The 13,847-nt window shown below is 73.0% G+C and carries 15 protein-coding genes; 10 read left to right on the top strand and 5 right to left on the bottom strand.

All coding sequences use genetic code 11. The features are described 5' to 3' along the window. Together K2224_RS25935 and K2224_RS25930 are read left to right on the top strand one after the other, a co-directional pair. Window positions 1–828, top strand: a complete 828-nt coding sequence (locus K2224_RS25935) for an ABC transporter permease (RefSeq protein WP_260693506.1) — start codon at window positions 1–3, stop codon at window positions 826–828. Between the two features lie 86 nt (window positions 829–914). Beyond that, complete coding sequence (locus tag K2224_RS25930) at window positions 915–1,625, top strand: DUF2567 domain-containing protein (RefSeq protein ID WP_221908908.1); 711 nt, start codon at window positions 915–917, stop codon at window positions 1,623–1,625. Between the two features lie 252 nt (window positions 1,626–1,877). Here K2224_RS25930 and ybaK read toward each other — a convergent pair whose 3' ends face one another. The 3 genes from ybaK to K2224_RS25915 form a co-directional block, all read right to left on the bottom strand. Beyond that, complete coding sequence (gene ybaK / locus K2224_RS25925; RefSeq protein ID WP_221908907.1) at window positions 1,878–2,393, bottom strand: Cys-tRNA(Pro) deacylase; 516 nt, start codon at window positions 2,391–2,393, stop codon at window positions 1,878–1,880. Window positions 2,394–2,458: 65 nt separating this feature from the next. After that, the gene (locus K2224_RS25920; RefSeq protein ID WP_221908906.1) at window positions 2,459–3,196 is read right to left on the bottom strand and encodes an LON peptidase substrate-binding domain-containing protein; all 738 of its coding nucleotides are present in this window, start codon (window positions 3,194–3,196) and stop codon (window positions 2,459–2,461) included. Window positions 3,197–3,266: 70 nt separating this feature from the next. Continuing rightward, entirely contained in the window at window positions 3,267–4,868 is a 1,602-nt protein-coding gene (locus tag K2224_RS25915; RefSeq protein WP_221908905.1) for an oxidoreductase, read from the bottom strand. Window positions 4,869–5,262: 394 nt separating this feature from the next. On the opposite strand from K2224_RS25915, the gene hisD reads away from it, so the two are divergent. Genes hisD through hisF form a run of 8 tightly spaced genes read left to right on the top strand, consistent with a single transcriptional unit; the run spans window position 5,263 to window position 11,140 of the window. Further along, window positions 5,263–6,600, top strand: a complete 1,338-nt coding sequence (gene hisD, locus K2224_RS25910; RefSeq protein WP_221908904.1) for a histidinol dehydrogenase — start codon at window positions 5,263–5,265, stop codon at window positions 6,598–6,600. Window positions 6,601–6,626: 26 nt separating this feature from the next. Beyond that, complete coding sequence (locus K2224_RS25905; RefSeq protein ID WP_221909926.1) at window positions 6,627–7,760, top strand: histidinol-phosphate transaminase; 1,134 nt, start codon at window positions 6,627–6,629, stop codon at window positions 7,758–7,760. Next, window positions 7,757–8,362 (top strand): imidazoleglycerol-phosphate dehydratase HisB, encoded by a 606-nt coding sequence (hisB, locus tag K2224_RS25900; RefSeq protein WP_018536733.1) that lies wholly within the window; start codon window positions 7,757–7,759, stop codon window positions 8,360–8,362. The genes K2224_RS25905 and hisB overlap by 4 nt, the downstream gene beginning before the upstream one ends. Further along, on the top strand, window positions 8,362–8,526 hold the full coding sequence (locus K2224_RS25895; protein ID WP_167739075.1) for a hypothetical protein: 165 nt from the start codon (window positions 8,362–8,364) through the stop codon (window positions 8,524–8,526). The genes hisB and K2224_RS25895 overlap by 1 nt, the downstream gene beginning before the upstream one ends. Further along, complete coding sequence (gene hisH / locus K2224_RS25890) at window positions 8,523–9,200, top strand: imidazole glycerol phosphate synthase subunit HisH (RefSeq protein WP_398197949.1); 678 nt, start codon at window positions 8,523–8,525, stop codon at window positions 9,198–9,200. The genes K2224_RS25895 and hisH overlap by 4 nt, the downstream gene beginning before the upstream one ends. Window positions 9,201–9,205: 5 nt before the next feature. After that, window positions 9,206–9,928: a bifunctional 1-(5-phosphoribosyl)-5-((5-phosphoribosylamino)methylideneamino)imidazole-4-carboxamide isomerase/phosphoribosylanthranilate isomerase PriA gene (gene priA, locus K2224_RS25885; RefSeq protein ID WP_221908903.1), complete on the top strand. Its 723-nt coding sequence runs from the start codon at window positions 9,206–9,208 to the stop codon at window positions 9,926–9,928. Between the two features lie 39 nt (window positions 9,929–9,967). Beyond that, on the top strand, window positions 9,968–10,378 hold the full coding sequence (locus K2224_RS25880; protein ID WP_221908902.1) for a Rid family hydrolase: 411 nt from the start codon (window positions 9,968–9,970) through the stop codon (window positions 10,376–10,378). A 6-nt stretch (window positions 10,379–10,384) separates the two neighbouring features. Then, on the top strand, window positions 10,385–11,140 hold the full coding sequence (gene hisF / locus K2224_RS25875) for an imidazole glycerol phosphate synthase subunit HisF (protein ID WP_221908901.1): 756 nt from the start codon (window positions 10,385–10,387) through the stop codon (window positions 11,138–11,140). Window positions 11,141–11,156: 16 nt separating this feature from the next. Here the strand turns inward: hisF and K2224_RS25870 are convergent, their stop codons facing one another. Together K2224_RS25870 and K2224_RS25865 are read right to left on the bottom strand one after the other, a co-directional pair. Beyond that, window positions 11,157–11,900 carry a succinate dehydrogenase/fumarate reductase iron-sulfur subunit gene (locus tag K2224_RS25870; RefSeq protein ID WP_221908900.1) on the bottom strand — a complete coding sequence of 248 codons (744 nt, stop codon included), beginning with the start codon at window positions 11,898–11,900 and terminating at the stop codon, window positions 11,157–11,159. After that, a complete protein-coding gene (locus K2224_RS25865; protein WP_221908899.1) occupies window positions 11,897–13,846 on the bottom strand; it encodes a fumarate reductase/succinate dehydrogenase flavoprotein subunit in 1,950 nt (649 codons plus the stop codon). Before K2224_RS25865 ends, K2224_RS25870 begins: the two co-directional genes overlap by 4 nt. Between the last annotated feature and the right edge of the window lies 1 nt (window position 13,847).

The following is a 13,847-nucleotide window of genomic DNA, read 5'->3' as shown; positions in this document are numbered from 1 at the left end:
ATGTCCGCGCGGACAGCGACCGGAACGGGCGGCGGAACGGGCGACGGCACCGGACCGGAGGACGGGGCCGGCGCCGCCCCGCTCGCCCCCCGGGCCCGACTGCTGCCCGCCCTCGGCGCCGTCTACCGCGCCCAGCTCTCCCGGGCCCGGGTCGCCCGGATACCGCTGCTGTTCGTCGCCACCTTCCAGTCCGTCGGGATCATGGTCCTGCTGCGCGGGGTGGTCAGCGGCGGCGACCCGGCCCGGTCGGTGGTCTCCGGCTCCGCCGTGCTGGTCGTCGCCTTCGTCGCGCTGAACCTCCTGGCCCAGTACTTCGGCCAGCTGCGGGCCGGCGGCGGCCTCGACCACTACGCGACGCTGCCGGTGCCGCCGGCCGCCGTGGTGCTCGGCGCGGCCGCCGCCTACGCCTCCTTCACCCTGCCGGGCACGGTGGTCACCGCGGTCGTCGGCTGTCTGCTCTTCCAGCTGCCGATGGCCCACCTGTGGGTGCTGGCCGCGGTGGTGCCGCTGGCCGGCGCGGCGCTCTCCGGGCTCGGCGCGGCCCTCGGGCTGCTCGCCCCGCGCCAGGAACTCGCCACCCTGGGCGGCCAGTTGGGCATGTCGGCGGCGCTGCTGCTGGGGGTGCTGCCGGCCGGGCGGATGCCCGAGCTGATCGGCTGGGCCCGGGACCTGCTGCCGTCCACCTACGGGGTGGAGGCGCTGGCGCGCACCTTCGCCCCGCATCCGGACTGGCCCGCGGTCGTCGGCGACCTCGGCATCTGCGCCGCCGTCGGGGTGCTCTCGCTGGCCCTGGCCACCTGGGCGTACCGCCGGGCGGCGGTCCGGTGACCGACGGCACCGACACAAGGGGCGCGGTCGGGGCGCGCGGGCGTCCTGCTGCCGGGACCGCGGCGCCGGCCTGGCACGATGACGGGGTGACCGCAGCGCAGACGCCCCACGAGAACCAACCGCCCGAAGAGCCCCACCGGCACCCGTCGGCCCCCGGCGGAGCACCCGGCGACTCCGCCGGTCCCGACTCCGGCGCATCCGCCGCATCCGAATCCACCGCACTCGGCGACTCCGCCGGCGGCCCGGAGTTCGCCCGCGAGCTGCGCGAAGGCGTGCTGATCGCGCTGGCCGTCGCGGTGAGCGGGGTGCTGCTGGGCGTGCTGTGGGCCTGGCTGGCGCCGCGCGTCCCGCTGATCGCGGACACCCACAACGTCTACCTCAAGAACACCGAGGGCGAGGAGGCGATCGGCGCCGACGGCACCTTCTTCCTGCTCGCGTTCGGCTTCGGCGTGGTCACCGCGGCCGTGGTCTTCCTCCTCCGGCGCCGCGGCGGCATCCCGCTCGTGGTGTCGCTGGCCGTCGGCGGGCTGCTGGGCGCGGTGCTGGGCTGGCTGACCGGCATGTGGCTGGGTCCCACCCCCGACGTGGTCGCGCACGCCAAGCAGGTCGGCGCCGGGGTGGTCTTCGACGGCCCGCTGCGGCTCCAGGCCAAGGGCGCCCTGCTGGCCTGGCCGATCGCCGGGATGATCATCCAGATCGCGCTGACCGGGCTCTTCGGGCCGCGCGATCCGGAGCCCGACACGCTGATGGTGCCGGACTGGTCCGGACACCACCAGCAGCCGCCGACGGGCGACTGAACCGTCCCGCCGGCCGCCCTCAGGACGGCCGGCGGCCGTGGTTGGCCCGCCCCTTCCGGACGCGCCACTTCCGCTTACGGGTCCTCTTCGACATGGCGTACCTCCTCCCCGGTCGTAACCGAGGACGGGTGCCCGAGGAAGCCCTGCCGTGGCGCGGTCGGTGACACCCGGGGGCGCGCGGCGGCACCGACGGGGCTCAGAGCCGCCCGGCGGACCAGCGGATCGGGTCCTGCACTCCGCCCGACACAGGCCCTAGCCCCGTGCGATCGGTGCGATCCGGGCGTCCGTCAGGGCGGCCAGGTCGCCGGGGGAGAGTTCGACCTCCAGGCCGCGTCGGCCCGCCGAGACGCACACCGTCGGCCGGCCCTCGGCCGAGGCGTCCAGCACCGTCCGCAGCCGCTTGCGCTGCCCCAGCGGCGAGATCCCGCCCAGCACATAGCCGGTGCTGCGCTCGGCCGCCGCCGGATCCGCCATCGTGGCCCGCTTGCCGCCCACCGCGGCGGCCAGCGCCTTCAGGTCCAGCGAGCCGGAGACCGGGACCACGGCCACCGTCAGGGCGCCGTCCACGTCCGCCAGCAGCGTCTTGAAGACCTGGTCGGGGGAGACCCCGAGCGCTTGCGCGGCCTCCTCGCCGTACGAGGCGGCCGCCGGGTCGTGGTCGTAGGCGTGCACCGTGAACGGGACGCCGGCCGCGGTCAGCGCCACCGTCGCGGGCGTGCCCCCGGACTGCGCGGCGCCCTTCTTCCCCTGCTTCGGCTTCTTCGCCAACGTCTCTCGCCTCGTTCGGACGCGGAGCCGGCGGCCCCGGGAACGTATCTCGTGCCGCCGGTGCGTCAGTTGGGACCGGTCGGCTGCCGGGTCAGGTCCACGGCCGGCAGCGACGGGAGCTTACCGATCACCGCCGCCTCCTGGCGAAGGAGTTTCAGCTCCTGCCGCAGCCGGGCCGCGGTGTCCGGTGCCGCCAGCAACCGCTGCTTGGCGGGGACGTCCAGCACGGCCGCCGCGGCCACCAGGTACGACAGCACCGACGGATCGGCGGGCAGCTCCTGGTCGCCGGTCAGGGTCCGCTCGTTCGCCCAGGCCAGCCGCTTCTGGTAGGTGCGGAAGGCCCGGACCACGCCGGACGCCAGGGCGCCCGCGCCCTCTCCTTGCTCCTCCTCCAGCGGTGCCAGCTCGCCCGTCAGATACGGGCCGGAGGCGTCCACCGACAGCAGCCGGAAGCGGGTGGTGCCGGTGGCCAGGACCTCGTAGCCGTCGCCCGCCTTCTGCTGGATGGTCGCCGCGTCCGCGATGCAGCCGACGGTGTGGAAGGCCCGGACCGGGTCGTCGCCGAAGCCCGCGGCCGGGCCGGTGGCGGTCGGCGCGGTGGCGTCCGGCAGCCCCGGCGCGGTGAACGCGACCTCCCGGCCGTCCCGGATGGCGACCACCGCGAACCGGCGGTCGTCCTCGGGCCGTTCCAGCAGATCGCCCATCATGGCCCGATACCGCGCCTCGAAGACGTTCAGCGGCAGCACCAGGCCCGGGAACAGCACCGAATTGAGCGGGAACAGGGGCAGACGCACGGAGGACACAGTCCGTAAGCCTACGGCCTGTCCGGTGCGGCCCGGCCGGGGCCGCCCCCGGGCGGCTCGCGGCCCGGCCCTACTGCCGTCGCAGCAGCCGGGACGCGCCCGTCGCGATCGTCGTCGCCAGGACCCACCCGGCCATGATCATCACCGCCGCCACCCACTGGGCGGCACCGCCCGGTTTCCACGCGCCGCCCTGGTAGAGGTCTATGACCGGCAGCAGCAGGTCCAGGGAGTAGAGGTACGGGTTCCACGGCGGCGCCTCGTCGTGCTTGAGGGGCGGCGGCGGGTACGAGGCGAAGTACGCGGTGCCGATCGCCCACAGGATCGCCATCCACACCGCGGCCCGCCCCGGGCGGTAGCCGTAGGCCACCGTCCAGTCCTGGAGGAAGCCCCACGCCTTCGCCGCCAGCGGCAGCGTCTCGCGCCGCCGCCGCTGCTTGGCCAGCAGCACCTCCCGGGCGTCCGCGTCCTCGCCCATCGCGCGCAGCGAGGCGGCCAGCATCTCGTACGGCTCGGGCGCGTACTCCGGGGTCGCCGCGGCCACCCACTGGAGCCGCAGCGCCAGCGGGAAGTGGCCGCGCGGGATCAGCGTCTCGTAGGCGAAGCCGGCCATCATCAGCCCGCCCAGCCCCGGCCAGCTCGCCGACTTGTCGACGAGGTTGACGACCCGGGCGCCGGAGAGGATCACCCGGCCGCGCTGCGGGCGCTCGCCCAGGAACCGCAGCTCCGGCGTCTGGATGCGGCGCAGCGACAGCTCCTGGTCGGACTCCATGATGAACCGCGCGTGCTCCAGGTCCACCGCGTCCCCGAACCGCCCGTCGTCCAGCCGCACCCCGCCCTCGCACTCGAAGCGCTGCATCCGGGTGCCCCGGGCCGGGGTGTGGGTGATGCCGTACGGGGGCGTGGCGCCGCTGGAGAACGGGGAGTTGGCCAGGCCCGCGGCGGTCAGGTAGAGGGTGCGCTCGACGGTCAGCTGAGGGGCGTTCAGCGCCCGGCGGCCGAAGGGGTTGCTCAGATGGCTGCCGCGCAGGCTCAGCGACACCCCGACGGTGGCGCCGCGCAGCGACAGCTCGCCGTAGGACTCCAGCATCTCGGCCTGGAGGTCCTGGGCGACGGTCATCCCGTCCGCCATGACCGAGCGGCCCTGCCGGTCCTTGTGCACCACGACCTGATTGAGCATGAGGTCGGTGCCGATGTGCGCGTCGGTCAGCCGGATGCCCGAGTGCACCACGCACCGCGGCAGATGGAGATCGCCCTCGGTGTGCAGCCGGGCCGCCTCCAGCCTGGGTATCGCGCAGTTCACCATCCGCAGGGTGGTGAACTTGCTCTCCGGCAGCAGCACCTCGGCCTCGAAGCGGCAGTCCCGCAGCTCCACGAATGGCTTGATCGTGCCGCCCGCAAGGTCGAGAGTGTCCGTGATGTACGCACCGGTGAGCTTCAACCCGGACACCCGGCCCGGTTGCGCCGGCGGCCCGTCGAGCAGCAGCAGCGCCACCACCCGGGCCCGGACCCGGCGCTCCGGGCCCCACAGGTGCTGCCCGTGCGGATCGTCCCGGGACGGGTCGCCGCTGTGGAGGTCGCAGGTGCTGCCGTTGCGGAACGCCTGCCACATGCTCCACTCCGCGGACGTCAGTCGCAGGTCGGCCGGCGCGTCGCCGTCCCTGGCTCCGGTCACTGTGGCTCCCCCTCGCTCTCGCGGTGCCTGCCGGCAGGCCGTCCGTGGTGGTCGCTCGCTCGTCGTCCGGTGTTCGCCGTGCCGTGGGCGGTGCGGCGGACGTCGGCCGAGGGCGCTGCCCCGACGGCCGGGACGCCGCCCCCGGTGGTGCGGTGTCCGGTCCCGATACCTGTTCGGACGCGTCCCGGCGGGCGCTGTTCCGCCCGCCCTGTGGGGCTCCCCGTGGGCCCGCACCGACCCCTTGCCCGCCCGGTGACGGGTTGAACACGTGTGGTCAGGGCCAACTCCGGTCAACTTCGCGGTCCGGTCCGGCGGTCGTCCGGCCCGTCCGCAGTACGTATCACTCGGTGATACGGCCGCTCGGGCCCGGCGGCGGGTCTGAGACACTGGGGGAGTGATCTCCCGAATCGATCTGCGTGGCGCCGCCCTCCCCGAGGGCGCCGCCCTGCGCGACCTGCTGCCCCGTGCCGAGTTCGACGTGGAAGCCGCCCTGGAGAAGGTTCGGCCGATCTGCGAGGACGTACGCCATCGCGGCACCGCGGCGCTGATCGAGTACGCGCGGCGGTTCGACGGCGTCGAGATCGAGCGGGTCCGGGTCCCGGCGGAGGCCCTCACCGAGGCCCTCGACGCGCTGGACCCGAAGGTCCGCGCCGCCCTGGAGGAGTCCGTCCGGCGCGCCCGGATCGTCCACCGCGAGCAGCGCCGCACCGACGTCACCACCGAGGTCGTGCCCGGCGGCACGGTCACCGAGCGCTGGGTCCCCGTCGAGCGGGTCGGCCTCTACGTCCCCGGCGGCCGGTCGGTCTACCCGTCCTCCGTCGTCATGAACGTCGTCCCCGCCCAGGAGGCCGGCGTCGGCTCGCTCGCCGTCGCCTCCCCGCCGCAGGCCGACTTCGGTGGCCTGCCGCACCCGACGATCCTCGCCGCCTGCGCCCTGCTCGGCGTCGACGAGGTGTACGCCGCGGGCGGCGCCCAGGCCGTCGCGATGTTCGCCTACGGCACCGACGAGTGCGCCCCGGTCAATCTGGTCACCGGCCCCGGCAACATCTACGTCGCCGCCGCCAAGCGCCTGCTCAAGGGCCGGATCGGCATCGACTCCGAGGCCGGACCCACCGAGATCGCGGTTCTCGCCGACCACACCGCCGACCCGGTCCACGTCGCCGCCGACCTGATCAGCCAGGCCGAGCACGACCCGATGGCCGCCGCCGTCCTGGTCACCGACTCCGAGGAGCTGGCCGACCGCACCGAGAAGGAGCTGGCCCCGCAGATCGAGGCCACCAGGCACGTCGAGGACCGCATCGTGCCGGCACTGTCCGGCCGGCAGTCCGCGATCGTCCTGGTCGACGGCCTCGACGAGGGCCTCGCGGTGGTGGACGCCTACGGCGCCGAGCACCTGGAGATCCAGACCGCGGACGCCGCCGCGGTCGCCGCCCGGGTCCGCAACGCCGGCGCGGTCTTCGTCGGCCCCTACGCCCCGGTCTCCCTCGGCGACTACTGCGCCGGTTCCAACCACGTCCTGCCCACCGGTGGCTGCGCCTGCCACTCCTCCGGACTGTCCGTCCAGTCGTTCCTGCGCGGCATCCACGTCGTGGACTACTCGCGGGAGGCGCTGGCCGAGGTCGCCCACCACGTGGTGACCCTCGCCGAGGCCGAGGACCTCCCGGCCCACGGAGCGGCAGTCATGGCGCGTTTCCCCGAGACGCGAGGACCGCAACCGCAGAACGGCAAGTGAGCACGCACGTGACCAAGAACACCCCCGTGTCCAGAATGGACGAACTCCCCATCCGGGACGAGCTGCGCGGCAAGTCCCCTTACGGCGCGCCGCAGTTGGACGTCCCGGTACGCCTCAACACCAACGAGAACCCCTACCCGCTCCCCGAGCCGCTGGTGCGGCGGATCGCCGAGCGGGTCACCGAGGCCGCCCGCCACCTCAACCGCTACCCCGACCGGGACGCGATCGAGCTGCGCACGGAACTGGCGGCCTACCTCACCCGCACCGCCGGCCACCCGGTGGCCGTCGGCCAGGTCTGGGCCGCCAACGGCTCCAACGAGGTCATCCAGCAGCTGCTGCAGACCTTCGGCGGCCCCGGCCGCACCGCCCTCGGCTTCGAGCCGTCGTACTCCATGCACGCGCTGATCTCGCGCGGCACCGGCACCGGCTGGATCTCCGGCCCGCGGAACGACGACTTCACCATCGACGTGGCGGCGGCCCGCGCCGCCATCGCCGAGCACCGGCCCGACGTGGTCTTCGTCTGCTCGCCGAACAACCCCACCGGCAGCGCCGTCGGGGCCGACACCGTCCTCGCGCTGTACGAGGCCGCGCAGGCCGCCCGCGCCGGCACCGGTGGCGCGCTGGTGGTGGTCGACGAGGCGTACGTCGAGTTCAGCCACCGCCCGTCGCTGCTGCCGCTGATCGAGGGCCGGCCGAACATGGTCCTCTCCCGGACGATGTCCAAGGCGTTCGGCGCCGCCGGGCTCCGGCTGGGCTACCTCGCCGCCGACCCCGCCGTGGTCGACGCCGTCCAGCTGGTCCGCCTGCCGTACCACCTCTCGGCCGTCACCCAGGCCACCGCGCTCGCCGCCCTGGAGCACACCGATACGCTGCTGTCGTACGTCGAGCAGCTCAAGGGCGAGCGGGACCGCCTGGTCACCGAACTGCGCGCGAGCGGCTGCCAGGTCGTCGACTCGGACGCCAACTTCGTCCAGTTCGGCCTCTTCGACGACGCGCACGCCGCCTGGCAGGCGATCCTCGACCACGGCGTGCTGGTCCGCGACAACGGAGTACCGGGCTGGCTGCGGGTCACCGCCGGCACCCCGACCGAGAACGACGCGTTCCTCGACGCGGTGCGCGCGGTGCTCAAAGAACGCAGCCTGAAGGAGAACAAGCGATGAGCGGGGCGACCGCCCGTGTGGGGCGCGTGGAGCGCACCACCAAGGAGACCACCGTGCTGGTCGAGATCGATCTCGACGGCACGGGCCAGGTCGACGTCTCGACCGGCGTCGGCTTCTACGACCACATGCTCGACCAGCTCGGCCGGCACGGCCTCTTCGACCTCAAGGTCAAGACCGACGGCGATCTGCACATCGACACCCACCACACGATCGAGGACACCGCCCTCGCGCTGGGCGCCGCCTTCAAGCAGGCGCTCGGCGACAAGGTCGGCATCTACCGCTTCGGCAACTGCACCGTCCCGCTGGACGAGTCGCTGGCCCAGGTGACCGTCGACCTCTCCGGCCGGCCGTACCTGGTGCACACCGAGCCGGAGAACATGGCGCCGATGATCGGCACCTACGACACCACGATGACCCGGCACATACTCGAGTCCTTCGTGGCCCAGGCCCAGATCGCGCTGCACGTCCACGTCCCGTACGGGCGCAACGCCCACCACATCGTGGAGTGCCAGTTCAAGGCGCTCGCCCGGGCCCTGCGGTACGCCAGCGAGCGCGACCCGCGGGCGGCCGGCATCCTCCCCTCCACGAAGGGCGCGCTCTAGTGAACGGCCTGTCCACCGTCTTCATCCTCGTGGGCCTCTTCCTGCTCGGCGGGGTCTACTCGTTCTGGAAGCAGCAGATCCCCAAGAGCGTGATCACCCTGATGGCCATCGCCTCCGCGATGTGCCTGGTGGCCGGGGTGCTGCGGCTGGAGGTGTGGAATTGAGCGCCGCGCAGCAGAACACGCCGCGATCGGTGGCGAAGGCCGCCAAGAAGGTCGTCGTCCTCGACTACGGCTTCGGCAACGTCCGGTCCGCCGAGCGGGCCCTGGCACACGTCGGCGCGGACGTCACGATCACCCGCGACTACGACGCCGCGATGAACGCCGACGGGCTGCTGGTGCCCGGTGTCGGCGCGTTCGCCGCGTGCATGCGCGGGCTGAAGGAGGTCCGCGGCGACTGGATCGTGGGGCGCCGGCTGTCCGGCGGCCGCCCGGTGATGGGCATCTGCGTCGGGATGCAGATCCTCTTCGGGCGCGGCATCGAGCACGGTGTGGAGACCGACGGCCTCGACGAGTGGCCCGGCACGGTCGGCCCGCTCAAGGCCGAGGTCGTCCCGCACATGGGCTGGAACACCGTCCGCGCCGCCGAGGGCTCGCGGCTCTTCGCCGGGATGCCCGCCGACGCCCGCTACTACTTCGTGCACTCCTACGCGGTCCACGACTGGGAGCTGGAGGTCGGCAACGTCCAGATAGCCGCGCCGAAGGTCACCTGGGCCACGCACGGCGAGCCGTTCGTCGCCGCGGTCGAGAACGGTCCCCTGTGGGCCACCCAGTTCCACCCCGAGAAGTCCGGCGACGCCGGTGCCCAGCTCCTCACCAACTGGATCGAAACGCTGTGAACGCTGTGAAGAAGCTTGAACTGCTGCCCGCCGTCGACGTCCGCGACGGTCAGGCCGTCCGCCTGGTGCACGGCGAGTCCGGCTCGGAGACCTCCTACGGCGACCCGCTCCAGGCCGCCCTGGCCTGGCAGTCGGCCGGCGCCGAGTGGCTGCACCTGGTCGACCTGGACGCCGCCTTCGGCACCGGCGACAACCGCGCGCAGATCGCCGAGGTCGCCCGCTCCATGGACATCAAGGTCGAGCTGTCCGGCGGCATCCGCGACGACGACTCGCTGGCCGCCGCCCTGGCCACCGGCTGCACCCGGGTCAACATCGGCACCGCGGCGCTGGAGGACCCCGAGTGGGTCGCCAAGATCATCGCCGAGCACGGCGAGAAGATCGCGGTGGGCCTGGACGTCCGCGGCACCACCCTGCGCGGCCGCGGCTGGACCCGCGACGGCGGCGACCTCTACGAGACGCTGGCCCGCCTGGACTCCGAGGGCTGCGCCCGCTACGTCGTCACCGACATCAACAAGGACGGCACCCTCCAGGGCCCCAACCTGGAGCTGCTGAAGAACGTCTGCGCGGCCACCGACCGCCCGGTCGTCGCCTCCGGCGGCGTCTCCTCCCTCGACGACCTGCGGGCGATCGCCGCGCTGGTGCCGGAGGGTGTCGAGGGCTCCATCGTCGGAAAGGCGCTCTACGCGAAGGCGTTCACCCTCGAAGAGGCGCTGGCGGCGGTGTCGTAGCCGCGGGTGCCGCAACCGGCCACTGAGGAAGGCGGCGTGATGAGCATCGAGCGGGTCCGGACCGACAGTCCCTGGGAAGAGTCCATCGGCTTCGCACGCGCGGTGGCCGCAGGTGACCGGGTCCTGGTCGCCGGCACCATGCCGCTGGTCGGCGGCGTCCTCCAGGGCGAGGGCGACCCCTACGTGCAGACCAAGGTGGCCTTCGGGAACGCGCTGGCGGCGCTCAAACCCTTCGGGCTGGGCGTCGCCGACGTGCTGCGCACCCGGATGTACCTGACCCACCTGCGGGACGCGGACGCCGCCGCCCGCGCCCACCGCGAGCTGTTCGAGGCCGCGCCGCCCGCCACGACCCTCGTGGTGGTCTCCGGCTTCGTCGACTCCCGCGTCCTGGTGGAAGTAGAACTGGAAGCGTTCCGGGACACCGCCCGGGACACCGAACGAGAGGGCTAACCCGTCATGACCCTGGCGGTCCGTGTCATCCCCTGCCTGGACGTCGACAACGGCCGCGTCGTCAAGGGCGTCAACTTCCAAAACCTCCGCGACGCCGGGGACCCGGTCGAGATGGCGAAGGTCTACGGCGCGGAGGGCGCCGACGAGCTGACCTTCCTCGACATCACCGCGTCCTCCGGCAACCGCGAGACCACCTACGACGTGGTCCGCCGCACCGCCGAGCAGGTCTTCATCCCGCTGACCGTCGGCGGCGGGGTGCGCACCGCGGAGGACGTCGACAGGCTGCTGCGGGCCGGCGCCGACAAGGTCGGGGTCAACACCGCGGCGATCGCCCGCCCGGAGCTGATCAAGGAGATCGCCGAACGCTTCGGCAGCCAGGTGCTGGTGCTGTCCGTGGACGCCCGCCGTACCGCGACCGGGACGTTCGAGGTCACCACGCACGGCGGCCGCCGCTCGGCCGGGATCGACGCCGTGGAGTGGGCGCACCGCGCCGCGGAGCTGGGCGCCGGGGAGATCCTGCTGAACTCCATGGACGCCGACGGCACCAAGGACGGCTACGACGTGGAGATGATCGAGGCGGTCCGCCGGCACGTCACCGTCCCGGTCATCGCCTCCGGTGGCGCCGGCCGGCTCGCCGACTTCGCGCCCGCGGTGGCCGCCGGCGCCGACGCCGTGCTGGCCGCCTCCGTCTTCCACTTCGGCGACCTGCGCATCGGCCAGGTCAAGGACGCGCTGCGGGAGGCCGGCCACCCGGTGCGGTGACCGGCCCGCCCGGTGGTCAGCGCTGCTTGCGCACCGCCCGGATGAACTCCCGGTTCATCCGGGTGATGCTGAACAGCGGGATGCCCTTGGGGCAGGCGGTGGCGCACTCGCCCGCCAGCGTGCAGCCGCCGAAGCCCTCGGTGTCCATCTGGGCCACCATGTCCAGCACCCGGGACTCGCGCTCCGGAGCGCCCTGCGGCAGCACGTTGAGGTGGTTGACCTTCGCGGACGTGAAGAGCATCGCCGCGCCGTTGGGGCAGGCCGCGACGCAGGCGCCGCACCCGATGCACTCGGCGTGCTCGAACGCGGCGTCGGCGTCCGGCTTCGGCACCGGCGTGGCGTGCGCCTCCGGCGCGGAGCCGGTCGGCGCGGTGATGTAGCCGCCGGCCTGGACGATCCGGTCGAAGGCCGAGCGGTCGACGACCAGGTCCTTCACGACCGGGAAGGCCGCCGCCCGCCACGGCTCGACGTCGATGGTGTCGCCGTCCTTGAAGGACCGCATGTGGAGCTGGCAGGTGGTGGTCCGCTCCGGGCCGTGCGCATCGCCGTTGATGACGAGCGAGCAGGCCCCGCAGATGCCCTCGCGGCAGTCGTGGTCGAAGGCGACCGGGTCCTCGTCCTTGAGGATCAGCTCCTCGTTGAGGGTGTCGAGCATCTCCAGGAAGGACATGTCCGGGGATATGCCGTCGACCTCGTAGGTGGACATGGCGCCGTCGGCATCGGCGTTCTGCTGCCGCCAGACGCGCAGGGTGAGCCTCATGCGTAGCTCCGCTGGGTGGGGTGGACGTACTCGAAGACCAGGTCTTCCTTGTGCAGGACGGGGGCCGCGCCGGTGCCGGTGAACTCCCAGGCCGCCGCGTAGCCGAACTCCCCGTCCCGGCGGGCCGCTTCGCCGTCCGGGGTCTGCGACTCCTCGCGGAAGTGGCCGCCGCAGGACTCGGCGCGGTGCAGCGCGTCCAGGCACATCAGCTCGGCGAGCTCCAGGTAGTCGACGACCCGGTTGGCCTTCTCCAGCGACTGGTTGAACTCCGCGCCGGTGCCGGGCACCTTGATCCGCCGCCAGAACTCCTCGCGGATCTGCGGGATGCGCGCAAGGGCCTTGCGCAGTCCCGCGTCGGTGCGGGCCATCCCGCAGTACTCCCACATGAGTTCGCCGAGTTCGCGGTGGAAGGAGTCGGGGGTGCGGTCGCCGTCGACGGCCAGCAGCAGGTTCAGCCGGTCCTCGGTTTCGGCCAGCACCTCCTGGACCACCGGATGGCCGGCGGCGACGGCCTCCTGGTGCGGGTTGCGCGCCAGGTAGTCGTTGATCGTGGCCGGCAGGACGAAGTAGCCGTCGGCCAGCCCCTGCATCAGGGCGCTGGCCCCCAGCCGGTTGGCGCCGTGGTCGGAGAAGTTGGCCTCGCCGATCGCGAACAGCCCCGGAACCGTGGTCTGCAGGTCGTAGTCGACCCACAGGCCGCCCATCGTGTAGTGCACGGCCGGGTAGATCCGCATCGGCACCCGGTACGGATCCTCGTCGGTGATCCGCTGGTACATGTCGAAGAGGTTGCCGTACTTCGCCTCGACGGCCGCGCGGCCCATCCGCCGGATCGCGTCGGCGAAGTCCAGGTAGACGCCCTGCCCGCCGGGGCCGACGCCGTGGCCCTCGTCGCAGACGTTCTTGGCGGCCCGGGAGGCGATGTCGCGCGGCACCAGGTTGCCGAAGGACGGGTAGATGCGCTCCAGGTAGTAGTCGCGCTCGTCCTCGGGGATCTCGTGCGGCGGGCGGGTGTCTCCCTTGGCCTTCGGCACCCAGATCCGGCCGTCGTTGCGCAGCGACTCGCTCATCAGCGTCAGCTTCGACTGGTGGTCGCCGGTGCGCGGGATGCAGGTCGGGTGGATCTGGGTGAAGCAGGGGTTGGCGAAGTGGGCGCCGCGGCGGTGGGCGCGCCACACCGCGGTGGCGTTGGAGTTCATGGCGTTCGTCGACAGGTAGAAGACGTTGCCGTAGCCGCCGGAGGCGAGCACCACCGCGTCCGCGAAGTGGGCGGAGACCTCCCCGGTCAGGAGGTCCCGCGCCACGATGCCGCGGGCCCGCCCGTCGACGACGATCAGGTCCAGCATCTCGGTGCGCGGATGCATCTCCACGTTCCCGGCGGCGATCTGCCGCGACAGCGCCTGGTAGGCACCGAGGAGGAGCTGCTGTCCCGTCTGGCCGCGGGCGTAGAAGGTGCGGGAGACCTGGACGCCGCCGAAGGACCGGGTGTCGAGCAGACCGCCGTACTCGCGGGCGAACGGCACGCCCTGTGCCACGCACTGGTCGATGATCTCGACCGAGATCTGCGCCAGCCGGTGGACGTTGGACTCCCGCGCCCGGAAGTCGCCGCCCTTGACGGTGTCGTAGAAGAGGCGGTGGACGGAGTCGCCGTCGTTGCGGTAGTTCTTCGCGGCGTTGATGCCGCCCTGCGCGGCGATCGAGTGGGCCCGGCGCGGGGAGTCCTGGTAGCAGAACTGGACGACGTGGTAGCCCTGTTCGGCGAGGGTGGCGCCGGCGGAGCCGCCGGCGAGACCGGTGCCGACGACGATGACCGTGTGCTTGCGCCGGTTGGCGGGGTTGACCAGCCTGGCCTCGAAGCGGCGCTTGTCCCAGCGCTCGTGGATCGGGCCGGCGGGGGCCTTGGTGTCGACGGCCGGTTCCCCGGCCGTGTAGTCGGTGTAGGGGGTCATC

The organism is Streptomyces sp. BHT-5-2, assembly GCF_019774615.1.
Classification (GTDB): domain Bacteria; phylum Actinomycetota; class Actinomycetes; order Streptomycetales; family Streptomycetaceae; genus Streptomyces.
The sequence above is the reverse complement of the archived record's forward strand: the minus strand, read 5'-3'. Positions and strand labels throughout refer to the sequence as shown.